Below are 16,744 nucleotides of genomic sequence, written 5' to 3'. Positions count from 1 at the left end.
TCTATGATAAGACATTCTGGGATGTACTTACGGTCTGCGCAGCAATGGGTGAGGATTTTGTATTGGCCACGCACCCATTTGATTTTAGGAACACTATCTTTATGGGCAAGCCATACTTCCCGATCGCCTACGAATACGTCGTCGAAGACGAAAAGCTTGCAGAGGGAAACTATAACAGATTCAAGATGCAGTGGGCTCGTGAAGAAGGTTTATTCATGCTTCGCAAACCTTTCAGGCAAATCCACATGTATGATTCATGGACGAGTATCATAGACAACTCGATTAAGACAACAGAGGAGAACATGTATAATGTGGCTCTTGGCGTCTACTATGACGAGGGGAAGATGGCAACAACTCCACCCATTTATGTAGATACGAATATTTGGCCAGAGAAGCAAAAGACGGTGCAGATTGATACACAGGTAAATGCGCAGGGTGTTCGCTTAATCGAAAACGTTCCACTCGTCGGCCACTTATTAAACAAGCCGTTCAAGTGGTACTTCGATGAAATGACAGCTATTCGCATTGCAGCAGCCGGACTCCGCGACTTCGTGAAAGAGATGTACGATGGCTACTTAGCCGTAGTGGGTGATCCATCTGTGAAGCCTTATGATCAAATCATGATCAATGATACGAAGCTTGATATGAACGGACCAGCAGAAGTGCGGGAAGTGCATCACATCATGAACTTTGATGTCGGCTACATTACCATGATTAAGCCTGATGCTTGCGTCGTAAACAGTGATAAGAGGACTACGAACTTCTGGGTTATGGCTGGACACGCAGCTGCCAGCATATATGTCACCTATGTTTTGCAGGCTATTTTGAGAAATAAGATGAAGTATCAAGGCAACTTCCCAATCATTAATGCACTTTGGTCAAGCACAAAGCGTGTTACTGGGAAGATGACGAGTCGATTCCAAAGCAGCTGGATGGGCGGCAAGATTAGCAATATGGTCGGTAAATGGAAAGCGCAGATGGGAGACAAGATTAGTGACTGGGCAGTCAACAATGGTGTCAAAAAACCATCGGCAAGCTACTTTGAAATTGATCCCTCAACCGGTGAGGTTAGGGAATACGGTCCGCTCTCTACAGAAACAAGAGCTAGATGGAAGAAGTCCGATCTATTGAAGGAACTGCTAAATAATTCGGCTGATTTCACATTAAAAGATGCCGAAAACCTCTTTGATCACATCGATGCAGCTTTATACAATCGCAAGTTTCTCGGGTATCATAAAATTGATATAGGTAAAATCGAGAAAATGAAGCCAGCCATGTCCACGTTTATGGTTCGAGGCATTAAAGGAACCGGAGCTGTTGTTGGCGGTGCAAAGTGGGCGGGCAGAGGAATAAGAGCCATGCTAGGGGCTGGACTCATCATGGCTGGTCCAATAGGCTGGATCGCGTTTGCCATTGAAACGATTATCGTTGAGATTGCAACAGCCTGCATAGGTGAAATGATAGAGCGCTTCTTGTTTACACGTAAAGCTTGCCTTATCGCCCCGCTTCGAAAAGAGGGTGTCGAGTTCGCGGCAGGTATTAATGGACACCTTGGATCGGTTGTTGGCGACTCGCCAGACGCTTGGCAAACAGCGCTGACAGGAGGCATTGGAGGATTCTTCATGGCCATGCTTGGCGCAGACACGGCTAAGTATCGAGCGATGGATCCATCAGCAGCCGACGACCTATATCCAGACTTAAAGATGATGGCTGACGAAGATCCATATGAAGACCCAGCAGAAGACATGCACCTTGTTGTGAGTCGATTCATTCAGGCGCATCGAAAGCCAGTATATGTCGACGATGAAATGATCAGCAACTATGAGAATGAAAAGAAGCTGGCCATGGAAGAGATGGACGGTCATCTCAAGGAAAGAGAAAAAGAACAAAGTCGTGAGGCGGATTACGCAGAAGAGACAAGTGATCTGATCACCAAAGAAGATATATTAGGCAGCACGAGTGGTGGAAATTATTCAGCAGATGGCACAAGCTACGCATCCATGGATCTCAATCAGCCGAGCGGTATCTCTGTCGAGGCCATTGAATCCGCATTTTCCGGAACGCCTCTTGCAGGATTAGGCAAACACTTCGTACAGCTCGAGAAAGGCATCCCACTTGCTGATTCTCCAAAAGGCGAGAACACTTCTTATCAAAATACGTCGAGTGTGATCAATGGGTTATATCTAGCGGCTCACGCTGCATGGGAGACAGGATATGGCAAGTCTCGCATCTATCAGGACAAGAACAATTTGTTTGGCTATGGCGCATATGACAGAGATCCATACACACTTGCCTGGACCTTTGATAGCCCGCAACACTGCATTAACTATGCTGCACATAAAATAAAGCGAGACTACTTGACGAGTGGCGGAGCTTATTTTAATGGAGCTACTCTTCAAGGCATGAACGTGAAATATGCTACAGATAGTTCTTGGGCTGAGGGCATCTCCAGCATCATGGCAAAGATCGCATCCAAAGATCCGAACATGGCTAATCTGAGTGAAATGCCGGCATCGTCAGGTCGTGGTGGGGATCTACCAGCGGTTGTTGGCTCTGAGGGAAGAGTGAAGTATCGCCTCGCTTCAGCTGCACAAGCTGCACAGGTGTGCATTAACTTAAAGGATCAGTCACTCCAGAATGTTAAACTCACACTTGTAACGTCCTCCGTTTTCATTAGAAAGACTACCTATGAACGAGTTGAAATCATGGGTCGTCTGTATAGAGAGCGAACAGGGCAGACGGTAAACATCACTAGTGCCGTACGCATCGGTGATCCAAACTGGCATGGCACTGGCTATGCCGTCGACATCGACACGCCGGATGCTGGGCGAATTAGTGGTAAGGTTCGATTCGTCAAAGGCAGCAAGGCAAAGAGTGACCTGCGGATTCTGATTGATTGTGCAGTAGAAGCGGGATTCAGCGGTATCATTCATGGTGATGTAGATGTCATTGCAGAAATGAAAGCTAAATATCCAAATCGAATGTTTATGCAGATGGACGATCACTTCAATCACTTGCATTTATCGTATCCGGTATAAGGGGGAGGACTTATGGGGGCAATATCAGAAAGTATTAGTAAGCAGGGGTCACAGGGAGCGCTCGATATGAGCTCTCCTGGACTCATTGGCTATGTTGTAAAATACTATGGCAATGATCCAGCCTTCCCAAAAGAAGAGCGGCACACGGTGGATATTGAAGTTCCAACCGGCGGCAAGTCAGTTAACTACTACCGAGTACCATGCTTCGTATACGGGCAGGGTGTGATCGATAAAGGGCTAGAGGTTAACGATCGCGTCTGGGTTCAGTTTATCAACGGTGACCAGAAGCAGCCAATAATCACAGGGTATTACCGAGAGCCTGGTAGTCTCGAATTATTTTTCAACAATCTGCAGTACCGCATATCTGATTTTCTGGGAGGAGTATTCAAATGAAAACATGGATGGATGGACTCAACGATCTCATGTTCTCAGAGGAAAAGAATATCGACCAGATGGCTCAGAAAAACTCATTAGCTAAGACTGACGACATTGGAATGATTAATTCCAAGTCAGGTGCAGGCATTCTTGCACGAGAGGATGGCATGCTTGAAGGGTTTGCGCATTACAATCTAGGTTTTCGTTTCGACCCCAGTCACATGAGCCTATCGCTGTACGCGCCGCGAATCCAGTTGTTCTGTAATGAGTTCAAGGTTCATGACGGAGAGAATCCTGGTAAATTCGACCCTATTAATAAGAGCTATCAAGAGATTCTGGATCTGATAGGAGGCGGCAGTGCATGAAACGATACAATGAAAAGGATCTCTCATTTTATGGGGAAGACATCGTAGGCGATCTTGTTCTAGGAGTTCCCGACGAAAATGGGCTGGTTGATCTCAAGATGACCAAAGGTTTTGAATCTGCAAGGCAGGATATTACGAACAGGGTTCGCACACAGACAAGTGATTGGAGAAGTCACCCTAAAATTGGAGGCGACCTTGAATTGCTTGAGGGTGAGCCTAATACAAGACAGACGGCTACAGTCGGACTCAACCAAATGTTTGAGACTCTGACTTACGATGGGCGATTCCGGCAGCAGGATCTGAATATTCGTCCAGTGCCTGTTGAGCTTGAACAGATCGACTTCTATATCATGCTTGATACTGGTGAAGAGTTGCCAGAGGTTCAAGTGCAGCCATTAAACTTGTAAGGCAGGTGAGCGTATGGCTCTAATTAAACGGACAGTTAATGAGGTCATGAAGGATGCAATGACTCGGCTGCGAGAAAATACACCGATTACCAATATGAATGCAGGCGCTATTGGTCGGGCATTGGCGGAGGCTATGTCGCCTGAAATCCCTAAGCTATATGACTACGGCGAGGAAATTCTCTATGGAGGATGGATCACAAAGGCGAAAGGCGAGTATCTCGACTTGATCGGTGCACTCTTTTCGTATCCTCGGCGTGATGTAACAGTCATCAATCCGAAGACAGGTGTAGAAACAACCGAGAAGCTAGATGACAAAACCTATCGGTATGAGATTAGTAATCGAGTGCTTACTGCAGCCAATGCAAACTATGAATCTGTGCGATTGCGGTGTCTTGCAGTCCCTGGAGTTGCCGACGTGATCGGAAAAGAGTATGCGTATGGTACAGGAAGCTTCAGCATTATTGTGGTTCCTGCATTCGGATTTACGAACTCTTCCATTAAAGCAGGCGTAGAGTCCGCACTTCAAGATGCAAAGTCTTTTGGTGTCAAACCTGGCATATTGTTTCCGGTTCAGATCAAGCTTGATGTGAGGCTACAACTGGTGTTTCACGAATCGGCATCCAATAGTGAGCGGGCATCCATTCGTGCTGACACAAAGACAAAGCTGTATCAATACTTTGGCAGCTTCAAGAGAGGTCAAGGTTTTGTTTTTTACGACTTCATTCAGGAAATCAAAAATGTAAGCGAAAAGATTGCTGACCTAACCATTCAATCTTTCATGCTGAACGGTCAGCCAACACTTCTAACCAATCATGACATTCTCGAAGATGAAATGATTGTTCCAGCATATATAGAAATATTTTAAGGAGGGTTCATCATGGCTACAACAAAAATTCTTAGAGAAGATCTCGATGTAGATTTGCGATCGATTATCAAGCAGGTTGAAGATTCAAAAGGGAAGTCTGCGGATCTTCCTGCTCGCCTCACAGAAATTGAGAAAAGCGTTACTGATACTATCGGTGACATTGAAGCCGTGCAGGAAGAAGTGGATGCTGCAGAGATAGAAATCGCAAACCTAAAATCAGGTCTCGGGATGCTGAGTGAAGAAGGAAACTTCAATGAGGTCTATGCTTACGATGCTTTCGGAAATGTAACCAAGCAAACCGTGACGGGAAGCCAGGCTTATGTTGTCACTTACGTATATGCGGATGCAGCAAACGGAACCTTGAACTACTCAGAGAAGATTTACGCAAAGGATGGCAATACAGTCAAGATTAAAAAGACGTACACGTATGACGGATCTACTGGCAACATTACAGGTGTTGCTACGGTGACAACCAAAACACCAATCACGCCTTAAAGGACGGTGAGTCAATATGGATGCATTATCTTTGGGTAAGGCTGGATCAGCTCTGAATAAGATTAATCAGCTGGACCAGAACATTGTTGCACCTCTTGCCGAAGGTCATTTTCCAACCGTCGATGCACGGTTGGATTGGCTAGAGGGTCAAGCGAGTAAGATTAAAGTCATAGGCAGCAATAAATTGGATCTTTCTAAAGGTACCTTCACGAATACAGAAGAAGTTGGCGGCAAAATAAAGCTTTTAAATGTTAGTTCGAAACAATACCGATTCGATAAATATACAACAAGCTCTCAGTGGGGAAGTGAAAGGATTTCATTTAACGGTGAATCCAATGCAAATATGAGTGGTCCATTCTTTACTAGCTATTCATATACGGCAGAAAGCGGCTACGTAGGAAGTGGCACTTCATATGGAAATATTACTAGCCTGGTCGGAACGTTTCATAGGATAAGTAATACTGAAACCGACAGAACCATGAGGAAGTTTTCAAGAACAAGCGCGTCAAATTTATTTACCGAAGCCGTACATCATAGAGTTTACGAGACACTGAAAGACGTTTTTGTTGAATCATTGTATGGAGGCATGAATGATTACGTTGTTGGAAAAGTTACACCTGAAGGTTTTATCTATGAGCGGTTCGCGCCTCCTGTACAGTACGCCACTTCGGGCACATGGGAGTCTCCTATTATCGATTTAGGAGAAGGATGGCTGGATACGAAGCTGATGGATATCGTAAAACAAGCCACAGGTGCAAACGTCACTAACGCCATTCCAAAAATGACAGGAGATACGACACCAAGCGGGGCTGTATCTTCCACAACGAGTCCATCTGGAACACCAGCCTACTATGCATTTGATAAGAGCACGTCATCTGTGTATTCAATGATTAATCAGTCCACCGGATTTTTGGCCTATGACTTCGGAGCTGCTACTAAGAAAATAGAGAGGTATACGATCGAGATCAACCCTTCGTATCCTTTACGATCACCGAAAATCTGGACATTTGATGGATGGAATGGCACGGCTTGGGTCACCTTGCACAGCGTAACGGGATACAACAATTGGTCTGTATCTTCGAAAAATGATTTTTCGTTTACGAATACTGCCGCTTTCTCTAAGTATCGTATCAATATCACAGCTACCAATGACACTGCCGGCAATGGATTTCAAATTAGAGAAATTGAAATGATGGAAGCTCCGACTGGAACAGCTGCAGATATTCAAATGGCCACATCGCCTGATGGCGCTACATTTACAGGCTATGCTGCTCTCGATCCTGCTAATCCACCAGATGCAAGATACATTAAAATCAAAGCATCCTTGTCGGCAACACCCGAAGCATCCACACCAACGAATCTTGACTTCAATCAATCTGATGCACAGAATACCTTTACATTGGGATCCTATGCAGAAGCAGCTGGGCAGTTAAAATTGAAGACAAGCTACTCTAGTGTAATGACGGACGAGGGTTCAGTTGGTGCCGGCAAGGTTTTCAGTAGCGTAATCGACAAGTCAGCCTTCAAGGCAATAGAGAAGGTAGAGGTGAATTAAGATGCCAGTGCCAGCTACAACGGGAGTCCTGAGAACAAAAGTAAGTGACATGGAAATAGGGGATTATATTATTTACAGATTCGCAGGCAATTCACTTAAGGTATCTGAGCTTGGAGCATCTACAGATAAAGAGATGCCATTAACAGGTATACCACCATCTGATGGAACAGGAAAAACAGCATACTTTGTTAAAGTGGCTAAAGGCTTACTAGTAAGCGATAGGGTTGCTGTTCATAGTTATTCTTGGGATGTATTAAACACGTCTAAGGTGATTCAGGGTATTCCATGGGACTCTGGAAACATCATTCCCACCATGACAAGTAATACTTCTCCTAGTGGGGAGGCGAGTGCGAGTAGTGAAAGAAGTACAAGGCAAGCATATGAAGCTTTTGATAATCTAGTTGTGGATGCAAATGGATGGGCAACCGAGGATGGGATAAAGACGGGCGAGTTGCAATATGACTTCGGAAGAAAACAGCTTGTCAGCAAATACTCGATGAAAATTCAACTTACCAGCTATTTACAATATTCTCCGAGGAACTGGACTTTTGAAGGTAGTAATGATGGCGGTTTAACATGGGTGGTGCTGGATAGTAGGATTAACATAACAGATCACGCTACGCACATTGCAGGTTTTGTTTTAGATAAGCCAGCAAATTTTTCGAGGTACAAAATAAATGTCACACTAAATAATGGTGGTAATTTTATATCTATTCAAGAGTTTATAATGATGGATACAGCAGGTGCAATCCGATCCCTCACAGGTGGAGTGTCTTATGCAGATGCCAATGGGAATAGTTCGACTACAGATCATGGATATGGCGCATTTCCTACCAATAATGAATGGGATAAGTATATTGTGAATTTCCCAACTGATATGATTCAATCTGGAAAGACAGTAGACGATGTATTTCATTGGAAATCGAATACATGTTGGACTCAGGAGACTCCTGTGACATCAATTAATGCTAGCACATACAGGGTGGTTAGAGGAACTAATGGCGCTAATATAGTCAATAGATTTCTTTCAATAGTTAGTAGCACTGTGTCTGCATTAAATGGATTCAGACCAGTCCTAGAATATCAAGAATAGTAAGGAAGTGAGATAAATGGCAGAACCAGCAACTACCGGCCAACTCCGAACAAAGATAAGTGATATGGAAATAGGAGACTATATAAAGACTCACTTTCAACAGACTACTGGCGGTCTTATTGTAGATTTTAAGACCGATGGATTAAGTGAAATACCCCTAAGTGGTGGATCAAACAGCACAACCAATAACGGAGTTCTTTATCTCATTAAGGTTGCAAAAGGACTCCTTGTCTCTGATAGGGTTGCCATCAATAGTATTAGCTGGGATTCCCTAAATGCTGGTCGGGCGATTCAAGGTCTTCCTTGGGATTCAGGAAGCATCATTCCCATTATGACAAGCAATACTTCTCCAAGTGGGGTTGCGAGTGCCAGTGCTGTATTCGATCCGTATCAGCCGTGGATTGCGTTTAATGGTACAGCCACTGGGTATTCGGACAGGTGGCTTGCTGCATTCACTCCGGGGGCATGGATTCAGTATCAACTTGCGGCGCCAGCATTAGTTACTTCTTATAGTCTTACGGCTGTTGTTGGGGATAATGGCAATGGGGCAAAAAGAGCGCCCAGGGATTTCGTTCTTCACGGTTCGAATAACGGTGTTGATTGGGTGGTATTAGATACCCAAATCGGAATTGCAAATTGGGTTGACGGAATGACGAAAACATTCAACTTCTCAAACAAAAATCAATATTCCTTCTACAGAATCACAACTTCTGCGGTAAATGGAGACCCAGCATACATCGAGATAGCTGAAATCAAGTTGCTTGAAGTCGCAGGTGCAATCCGATCCCTAACAGGTGGAGTGGCTTATGCAGATGCCAATGGGAATAGTTCGACTACAGATCATGGATTTGGTGCATGGCCTACTAATAATGAATGGGATAAGTATGTTGTGAATTTTCCTGCCGATAAAATAATATCAGGGAGAACGATTGATGACATATTTCATTGGAATGATGTAGGGACTTTCATTCAGGACACTCCAATACTAGCCATGTCACCAAGTAGTAGCAGAGCAATGCGTGGGAGAAAAGGGTTAAAAGATAGGGCTGTGACAGCCAGCACTACAGCAAGCGTGTACTATGCATTTCGACCAGTCCTAGAATACCAAGAATAACAGGAGGTAATATAGATGGCTACAGTAGGACAAGCTTTAATCGAACCAGAAGCAGGGTGGAAGAGGTTTGATGATTCAGATAGCAATATTACGTATGCTGCTGGAAATTCAGTTGCTGCCGATGCAGGCTCTTATAATGGATCGCACCATAATGATGTAGCGTTAAAAGCACAATTTAACTTTTCTGGTACACGCATTAGGATTATTGGTTTAATGTCTTCAGGAAGGACATCAAATATTACAATCACTATAGATGGCGTACCATATATTTTTTCTGAATACTCGTCTGTGGCTATAAGGCAAGGATTGGCTTTTGAAAAAACAGATTTAGAAAACACGGATCATTTTGTGGTTATAACTTCTGGAGGTTCTGCTACATCCTTAGATGCGATAGACATAGACAGTTCAGGGATATTAAAACCATATAATATTCCAGTCGATGTGGGCAACCCTCTCACAGAACCTGAGACTGGTTGGAAAAGGTATGATAATAATCATACAGGGTTTGTTTATAGTGGATTAGCCAACTCGTCATTTGGCGGGTCGTTAAACAATAATGTTCATTATAGTGGTAATCCTTCTAACGCAAGTGTTAAATTTTCCTTTAAAGGTACAAAAATTAGATATATGTCCGTCAGGGAGACCAACCAAAACACTGAAGTTTCTTTTACTTTAGATGGTGTTACAGAGGTTTTTTCACAAAGAGGAGGCGCGCAACACCAAACACTTTTTTATGAGAAAACGAATCTATCTGATTCGGATCATACCATTGAGATTAAAGTGAAAAATGGTGAAGCTTATGCGTTTGACTGCATTGACATTAACGATACCGGTTATCTAGTAATACCTATTGGCGCTCAGCTAACAGCCCCAGAAGAAGGATGGAAAAGGTATGATGATTCAACAGGAATCATAGCATATGCAGCTACTAAGACCATAGCTACATCGTCTGGATCATATAATGGATCATATACTGAATCAATTGTACAGACCGCAGGTGCAACATGGTTCAAAGTGAATTTTACTGGAACTAGGATTCGCATTATTGCTAGAGCGAATGCAGGGTATGGAAATGGTCGAGTGTTTATAGATGGAATTGATAGCGGCGTTTATACTGAAAGCTATGGTTCGTTGAACACATTGCAAATGTTAGCATTTGAAGCAACTGGATTATTAAATAAAAAGCATTCTCTTGAAGTTAAATTCGAATCAGATGCCAAGCTGCACTTAGATGCTATAGACATCGACTCTGCAGGTCGCCTGTTTCATGTGGACGAAGTGAATGACGTAAAAGATTTAGCTGTAGGCAAGCGCATAAGATGTAATTATCAAGCAGCCAGTAACACAGTAGGCGTGTTTAGTGGACTTGGCAAAGAAACAAAAGACCCCATACCTGTAGTATCATCTGCTACGCCTAATGGTGACTTTTACTTTATCATGGTAGAAGATTGGAATGGGCAAAAACGACTGATTGCTGATAGAAATATTCAGCATAGTATTAGCTGGGATACTTTGAATAGTGCCGGGGTTGCAAGTGGCAGTGGATCTAAAATTGTCAATTTTAATCTCACAGATAACCTCTGTATAAATGGAGAACCATTAAGTGGTGGAGACAATCCTACCACGCCAAAATCAAACGCATTTGATGGTAAGCCAACAACATGGTATTCATCTCAAATAGGTGCTAGTGTGAAAAATACTGGTTGGATAGGATACGACTTTGGCGTAGATAAACATATTCGAGCGATAGGGATATTACAGCAAAATGCGACTAATGGCATAACAAGTGGTATAGTTCAACGGTCAAAAGACGGAAGTAATTGGATAGATGTTCAAGTTGTTTCTATTTTACCTAATGGCTTCTTGCAGATAATTGAACTTATAGAAACACAATCAAGTAGATATTGGAGGATTTTAGCAAACGATAGTCCAGATGGTACAAGTAATGCATGGGTTGTGTATGATGTGCAGATGATGGAGCTTAACGCATTAAGTTTAGCCTTCACAACTCGCCTTCTAACGGGTGGCATATCATCCTCAGACAAAGATAACGAGTGGGATAGGTACATTGTTAACTCTGCCCTTAATGGAGCTATTTCGGCAGGGGATGATAGTGTTTGGAATTGGAGTAGTGCAATATATTCTATTACCAGTACATCATTAGGTACAACAACTGCCAATAAAGCACTAAGAGGATATAACAATATAGGCTATCATGGAAGCACTGCAACAAATTTAGTGGCGGCGACAAGAGGTTTCCGACCTGTCCTCCTAATCGATAAATTGGAAGCTCCTGAAACAATCAAGTATCTCTTTGAAGATAATGGAGAGATAAAGAAATTTATTAAACCTAAATCACCGATTAGTGTAAATGGTGCTATTCCAAAAATGACATCAAATAGTGCGCCAAGCGGCAGGGCTTTTTCCTCTTCGAGATACAATGCGACCTATGATGCATGGTGTGCTTTTGATCAGATTGACAATAATGAAGGGTTTGCCTCAGCCAACGGAAGTGGCGGCGTTGGACACCTTGGGTATGAGTTTCCTACCGCAATTGTTATTGGTAAATATGCAGTGCGAAGTATGTCTGAATCCAGTCACTTATCAAATTTGCCGAAGAATTGGACTTTCGAGGGTAGTATGGATGGATTTCTATGGACTGTGCTCGATACACAAGTTAATCAGACTTGGACGACGACCAACACAGACAAAGAGTATGAGATCCCAAACAAAACCGCATATAATATGTATCGTCTAAATTGGACTGCTAACAATGGATATTTCTATTATACCGATGTCAATGAATTAAAAATGTTTGAGTCGGTAAACACAGCGGGGCGATGGATTTCACTTGGTCCTGCTCCAGCAACCGAAGAATTGTTTCTAACTGAGGGAATGGATAACCTAAATGGATTATTTGGAGAGGAGACTATTCTTGAAGTTCCTTTCACAGGATCAATTCCACTGGGTAGCGGGACTATGAGTAGATCGACTATTCAAAAGAAAGGCATTACAATAACGAAAGGGAGTGTTGAATAATGCCGGTTCCGAATACTGGGGGGTCTTTAAAGACCTCCATTGCTGACATGCAGGTAGGGGATTATATTGCTTGTCATTATTTATTTGGGCAATCAACTATAAATTTTGGACAAGGAAATGGAAATTCGGAGTCATCTGTAGTTGGTCAGTACGATATGTCTAATAAATTTTGGTATATGATCAAGGTTGATAAAGGTCTGTTAATTGCAGATCGTGTAACCTACCTTACTTCTTGGGACACGCTTAATAGCTTAGAATGGATTCAAGGTAAGCCAAATATATTAGATGGAATAAATGGATTTTTACGCTCTCTTGGTGGAGGCAACTCCTATGCAAGTTCTACAGGAACCTCCTCTGCGGCTGAAACAGAATTAGGCGCATGGCCTGTCGATAATGAATACGATCAGTATATCATGAGCAAAGATTATGGAACCGGTGCGGGTCGAGATGATGTATGGCATTTGAATAACATAACAATGTGGTGTCAAGAAACGCCCATAAATGGACTTGCTAGTATGGGCTCCGCAGCCACCAATACTGGAAGAATGGTAAGAGGCTTATACGACCCAGCAAAACAGATGGGTGGTCAGAGGGCTATCACTTTCGGAACATCTTCGCAATCATTTGTAAAAGTAGGATTCAGGCCAGTATTCCAATATGATGAGGTGACTCCATAATGGCCATTAAAACTAGATTAGAAGATATGGTAATAGGGGATAAAATAAGTGCAGACTATTATGGGAAAAATGGGGCAGGAGTGTACGGAGAATTATCAAATCTAGGAAAAGCGACAAAGGTATTTACCACTCCTTCAACCCTTCCAGATATAGCATTTTATTTTATCTATGTAGGAAATGATTTCAAAGGACGCATGTTGTTGATTGCCGAGCGAAACATTCAGCATTCTATTGGTTGGGATGCTCTTAACACTGCAGGGATAGCAACCATATCAGGTGTGGAAATTAAAACATTAGGTCTTGATCCTGCCCTATGGAAAACTAATATACGCCTGCTGACAGGGGGAGTGTCTGATGCATTAAAGGCTAATTCTGAATGGGATAAGTATATAGTGAATGGGGCTGCAGGTAGTGATGACGCTACTTGGAATTGGAGTGAATTATGGTCACTTTCTTCTACGGCCATCTCTGCTAATAATACTCAAAGAGCGATAAGGGGTCGTGGAGCAGCTTCAGAATGGAAGGTGGCTGGAACAACACAAATTCAAAATTCTATAGGATTCCGTCCAGTCCTAGCAGCTGAATCACTTGTGACCTCTACCCCAAATCTCTTCCTAATCGAAGAAGGATCCAACTTGAAAAAGTACGATGGATCGGCTTGGGTGACTGTCGGTGCAAATCCAGCCACGGAGGAATTGTTTCTATCCAATGGTATGGCATCCCTAGATAGCTTGCCGGCTAGTGCATGGAATGCCTTGCAGGACAACGCAAGCGTCTTGCAATATGCAACGGAAGCAGAGAAGTCCAAGCTTGTTTTGGATTGTGATCCCTATGATCCATTTGATTTACTCAGCCAATCACCAAAGTTTCTGATGTATACGAGTTACGCGGATAGGGCAACTGCTACCGCCAATACTACCGCTACTCCAAAAGACCAACTCATCATGCCTGCAGGAGATATTATTATTCCAGGACAAGGCATAGAGGATCTGACAGTAACGGCGACTAGTGTGATAATCATTGCTAGTGTTGACAGTGGATTATCATGGAGCACATGGAGTGGATCGGCATGGTCTACTGTGAATGCATCCGATCTAGCTGCCGTAAAGGCAAGTGGAATGACAGTAGAAGTGTTTAATGGACTCACAGGTGTGGAGTGGGACGCCTTGATAGGACGAAGAGGCAAGATTCGCTTCGCTTACTATTTAGAGCAAGCAGCCTCCACAGATACGGTTAATGTTGACCTGATCAGCTTCACACCAAAATCCGTTGCGACACAAACGCCATCCTTGGATTCAATAAAGGTAACTTATGATGAGTTGACGATCGAAGGCAGACTCAAGGATCTTGAGCTGATTAATGCCATCAATATTGCAAAGCTGAATTTCAAGAGCAACGCTCTTCTTTTGTCAGCTAAATACAGCTTGCATGATCTTGTTGTCGATACGTTCGAGGATACGAGTGGCGTAGTTGTTGCCGAAACAACAGCAGTCTATGATACAATAAATAAAGAATACAAAGGGTCTGGTATTGTTGTAATGTCCGACATTCTACCAATCACAAGAAAGAGAATCATGTTGGTTGCCGATCATACAGGAGCGACATTTGATATCTCCTTGAATGGCGGAGGGGCATGGATAGCATCTACCACAAACACTCTTATTGATCTGAGCAGTGTAGCTGGTGTTGATTTGAAGGTTCGAATCAATTTAGCTGATAGTACAAAGAAGGTAACTGCAATAGCATACACATGGATCTAGGTGGCTTCTGCCACCTTATCCTTACTTCATCTGCGAGGTGAAAGCAATGGAAATTATATCGTTATCAAAAGCTAATAAAGCAAAGAAGGCAATCAAATCATTAAATGATCGCTTAGGTGCTGGAGTACAAGACGTTCATGCGAACGTAAAGACACGACTGGAAGATATCGAGAAAAAAGACCCGAGTGTGGAGCTGCATAATCGAGTGTCTGAATTGGAAGCAAACACAGCGATCAACATCAGTAAGCATAACCTCCGTGTAAGTAGCATTCTTAATAAAAACAATTATAAGCTTACTGATATGGTCATTGACGACTTTGGAGATGCCTCTGGAATCGATTCAATTAAATCATCTGGGTATGTATTTGATGCAGCAGGGAAAAAAGTGAAGATTGCTTCTGGGCAATCACAGGCTGAAATTGTCACCACAGCAGAAGCATTAGATACTGACCCTACCTTGGTTGCTCTGTCTCAGGCCACCAATTCAAAAACAGAAGACACGAGAGTTGTTGACTTTGCTGCCGGCACACTAGTAGATGCAGAAGTGGTTGCAGGAAAGATTCAGTTGGAAGTGGTGGGGGTGCAAGGAGCGGGATATACGACTAATGTGGTTCCAGCTATGACAAGCAATACGGCACCAAGTGGACTTGTAGAATATAGTTCCGCTCAGGATCTTGGGTGGAAATCATTTGATGCCGGCAGTCCTGACATCGGTTGGACATCAGTGAACTTCATAACGACAGCGTGGCTCTCCTATCAATTTGTATCTCCTAAAAAAATTGAAAAATATACTTTTCGACCATACAGTGGGATCGTTGGAGGTGCACCAAAGAATTGGACGTTTGAAGGATGGAGCGAATCTCTATCTTCATGGATTATTTTGGATCAAAGAAACGATGAAACAGGATGGAGTGTTGGAGTGGTCAGGGAATATGTCTTTACCAACTCTACCTTATATTCAAAATATCGAATCAATGTTACTACCGTTGATGGAGGAACTCGCATAGCGCTTGGCCAAGTAGAAATGATGGAGTCTCTTTCTCAAAATCTATATTCCCCAACAGGTTCATATGAGTCACCTATATTAGATTTGGGGAGTAATTATAAGTCCTTTGTGAAACTTGATCAAGTGTCTTCCATACCGATTACGGAATATAAGCTGGCAACGCCAGTTATGACTAGCAATACAGCACCTTCAGGTATTGCTAGTGCCAGCAGTTTTTATAGTGCATCATTTGAATCATTCAGAGCGTTTGATCAAGAGTCAACGACAATTTGGCAAGCAGCAGTAGTTAACGCATGGCTTTCCTACGACTTTACAGCGCCAAAAGTAATAGGGAAATATGCACTTGGCGGATATCTTGGAAAACAAAGAAGAGCACCAAAAAACTGGACATTTGAAGGGTCTATTGATGGTGCCAACTGGACAGTTTTAGATACACAAACCAACCAAACGGGCTGGCTAGATGATGTGAAGAAAGAATATGAGATCATCAACAAAACAGCATATAGTAGCTACCGAATTAACATATCAGGCAATAATGGTGATAGTTCTTGGCTTGCAATCTCGGAGTTTGAATTGTTGGAGCCAATTGAAGAATCATTACCAACGATCGTCACCTCTACTTCGACCTCTATGGATGGCATTACATTTTCACCGTATGCACCACTTAATGCAGATGGTGCGATTGCTTCTCCGCAAGGGCGATACATCAAGATCAAGACAGATATGGTGGCTGGCGGAGAAATAAAAGAGAAGACACTGCATGACTTTACATCTGACGAGTCAACTAAGTTTCAGTCTGATAATCAGATTGTATTTAATGGAAGCCTAAAACTAAAGACAAGTTATTCGGACCAAATGGTAGCTGATCCTAGTTTTGCTGAAGACGGAATGTTATTCAGAAAATCAATCAATAAAAAAATATTCAAGTCTATTGAGAAAGTAGAGGTGAAATAAG

The 16,744-nt window shown here is 42.9% G+C and carries 13 protein-coding genes; all 13 read left to right on the top strand.

The genetic code is table 11. The annotated features are described in order from the left end of the window. Positions 1-3,038 (top strand): glucosaminidase domain-containing protein (locus AC0YN6_RS18610; protein ID WP_475748629.1); only part of this gene is annotated, 3,038 nt, incomplete at its 5' end. Between the two features lie 12 nt (positions 3,039-3,050). Beyond that, entirely contained in the window at positions 3,051-3,431 is a 381-nt protein-coding gene (locus AC0YN6_RS18605; protein ID WP_475748627.1) for a hypothetical protein, read from the top strand. Then, a complete protein-coding gene (locus AC0YN6_RS18600) occupies positions 3,428-3,778 on the top strand; it encodes a hypothetical protein (protein WP_475748625.1) in 351 nt (116 codons plus the stop codon). Before AC0YN6_RS18605 ends, AC0YN6_RS18600 begins: the two co-directional genes overlap by 4 nt. Further along, positions 3,775-4,185: a hypothetical protein gene (locus AC0YN6_RS18595; RefSeq protein WP_475748624.1), complete on the top strand. Its 411-nt coding sequence runs from the start codon at positions 3,775-3,777 to the stop codon at positions 4,183-4,185. Before AC0YN6_RS18600 ends, AC0YN6_RS18595 begins: the two co-directional genes overlap by 4 nt. A 13-nt stretch (positions 4,186-4,198) precedes the next feature. Further along, entirely contained in the window at positions 4,199-5,050 is an 852-nt protein-coding gene (locus AC0YN6_RS18590) for a baseplate J/gp47 family protein (protein WP_475748623.1), read from the top strand. Positions 5,051-5,062: 12 nt separating this feature from the next. Beyond that, positions 5,063-5,545: a hypothetical protein gene (locus AC0YN6_RS18585; RefSeq protein WP_475748621.1), complete on the top strand. Its 483-nt coding sequence runs from the start codon at positions 5,063-5,065 to the stop codon at positions 5,543-5,545. Positions 5,546-5,561: 16 nt separating this feature from the next. After that, complete coding sequence (locus AC0YN6_RS18580; RefSeq protein WP_475748620.1) at positions 5,562-7,100, top strand: hypothetical protein; 1,539 nt, start codon at positions 5,562-5,564, stop codon at positions 7,098-7,100. Position 7,101: 1 nt separating this feature from the next. Continuing rightward, positions 7,102-8,193: a discoidin domain-containing protein gene (locus tag AC0YN6_RS18575; protein WP_475748618.1), complete on the top strand. Its 1,092-nt coding sequence runs from the start codon at positions 7,102-7,104 to the stop codon at positions 8,191-8,193. Positions 8,194-8,209: 16 nt separating this feature from the next. Next, positions 8,210-9,307 carry a discoidin domain-containing protein gene (locus AC0YN6_RS18570; RefSeq protein ID WP_475748617.1) on the top strand — a complete coding sequence of 366 codons (1,098 nt, stop codon included), beginning with the start codon at positions 8,210-8,212 and terminating at the stop codon, positions 9,305-9,307. Between the two features lie 15 nt (positions 9,308-9,322). Continuing rightward, a complete protein-coding gene (locus AC0YN6_RS18565; RefSeq protein ID WP_475748616.1) occupies positions 9,323-12,346 on the top strand; it encodes a discoidin domain-containing protein in 3,024 nt (1,007 codons plus the stop codon). After that, on the top strand, positions 12,346-13,023 hold the full coding sequence (locus AC0YN6_RS18560; protein WP_475748614.1) for a hypothetical protein: 678 nt from the start codon (positions 12,346-12,348) through the stop codon (positions 13,021-13,023). The genes AC0YN6_RS18565 and AC0YN6_RS18560 overlap by 1 nt, the downstream gene beginning before the upstream one ends. Next, positions 13,023-14,783 (top strand): hypothetical protein, encoded by a 1,761-nt coding sequence (locus tag AC0YN6_RS18555; RefSeq protein WP_475748612.1) that lies wholly within the window; start codon positions 13,023-13,025, stop codon positions 14,781-14,783. Before AC0YN6_RS18560 ends, AC0YN6_RS18555 begins: the two co-directional genes overlap by 1 nt. A gap of 46 nt (positions 14,784-14,829) precedes the next feature. Further along, entirely contained in the window at positions 14,830-16,743 is a 1,914-nt protein-coding gene (locus AC0YN6_RS18550; RefSeq protein ID WP_475748611.1) for a discoidin domain-containing protein, read from the top strand. Position 16,744 lies beyond the last annotated feature (1 nt).

This window comes from Paenibacillus sp. J22P15 (assembly GCF_056269345.1).
Note: the sequence above shows the minus strand (reverse complement) of the source record. Positions and strands in the feature narration are given on the sequence as shown.

Bases quoted from the DNA above. Each gene is read 5' to 3' on its own strand.
- AC0YN6_RS18605 (WP_475748627.1), top strand. From the start codon at position 3,051: ATGGGGGCAATATCAGAAAGTATTAGTAAGCAGGGGTCACAGGGAGCG.
- AC0YN6_RS18600 (WP_475748625.1), top strand. From the start codon at position 3,428: ATGAAAACATGGATGGATGGACTCAACGATCTCATGTTCTCAGAGGAA.
- AC0YN6_RS18595 (WP_475748624.1), top strand. From the start codon at position 3,775: ATGAAACGATACAATGAAAAGGATCTCTCATTTTATGGGGAAGACATC.
- AC0YN6_RS18590 (WP_475748623.1), top strand. From the start codon at position 4,199: ATGGCTCTAATTAAACGGACAGTTAATGAGGTCATGAAGGATGCAATG.
- AC0YN6_RS18585 (WP_475748621.1), top strand. From the start codon at position 5,063: ATGGCTACAACAAAAATTCTTAGAGAAGATCTCGATGTAGATTTGCGA.
- AC0YN6_RS18580 (WP_475748620.1), top strand. From the start codon at position 5,562: ATGGATGCATTATCTTTGGGTAAGGCTGGATCAGCTCTGAATAAGATT.
- AC0YN6_RS18575 (WP_475748618.1), top strand. From the start codon at position 7,102: ATGCCAGTGCCAGCTACAACGGGAGTCCTGAGAACAAAAGTAAGTGAC.
- AC0YN6_RS18570 (WP_475748617.1), top strand. From the start codon at position 8,210: ATGGCAGAACCAGCAACTACCGGCCAACTCCGAACAAAGATAAGTGAT.
- AC0YN6_RS18565 (WP_475748616.1), top strand. From the start codon at position 9,323: ATGGCTACAGTAGGACAAGCTTTAATCGAACCAGAAGCAGGGTGGAAG.
- AC0YN6_RS18560 (WP_475748614.1), top strand. From the start codon at position 12,346: ATGCCGGTTCCGAATACTGGGGGGTCTTTAAAGACCTCCATTGCTGAC.
- AC0YN6_RS18555 (WP_475748612.1), top strand. From the start codon at position 13,023: ATGGCCATTAAAACTAGATTAGAAGATATGGTAATAGGGGATAAAATA.
- AC0YN6_RS18550 (WP_475748611.1), top strand. From the start codon at position 14,830: ATGGAAATTATATCGTTATCAAAAGCTAATAAAGCAAAGAAGGCAATC.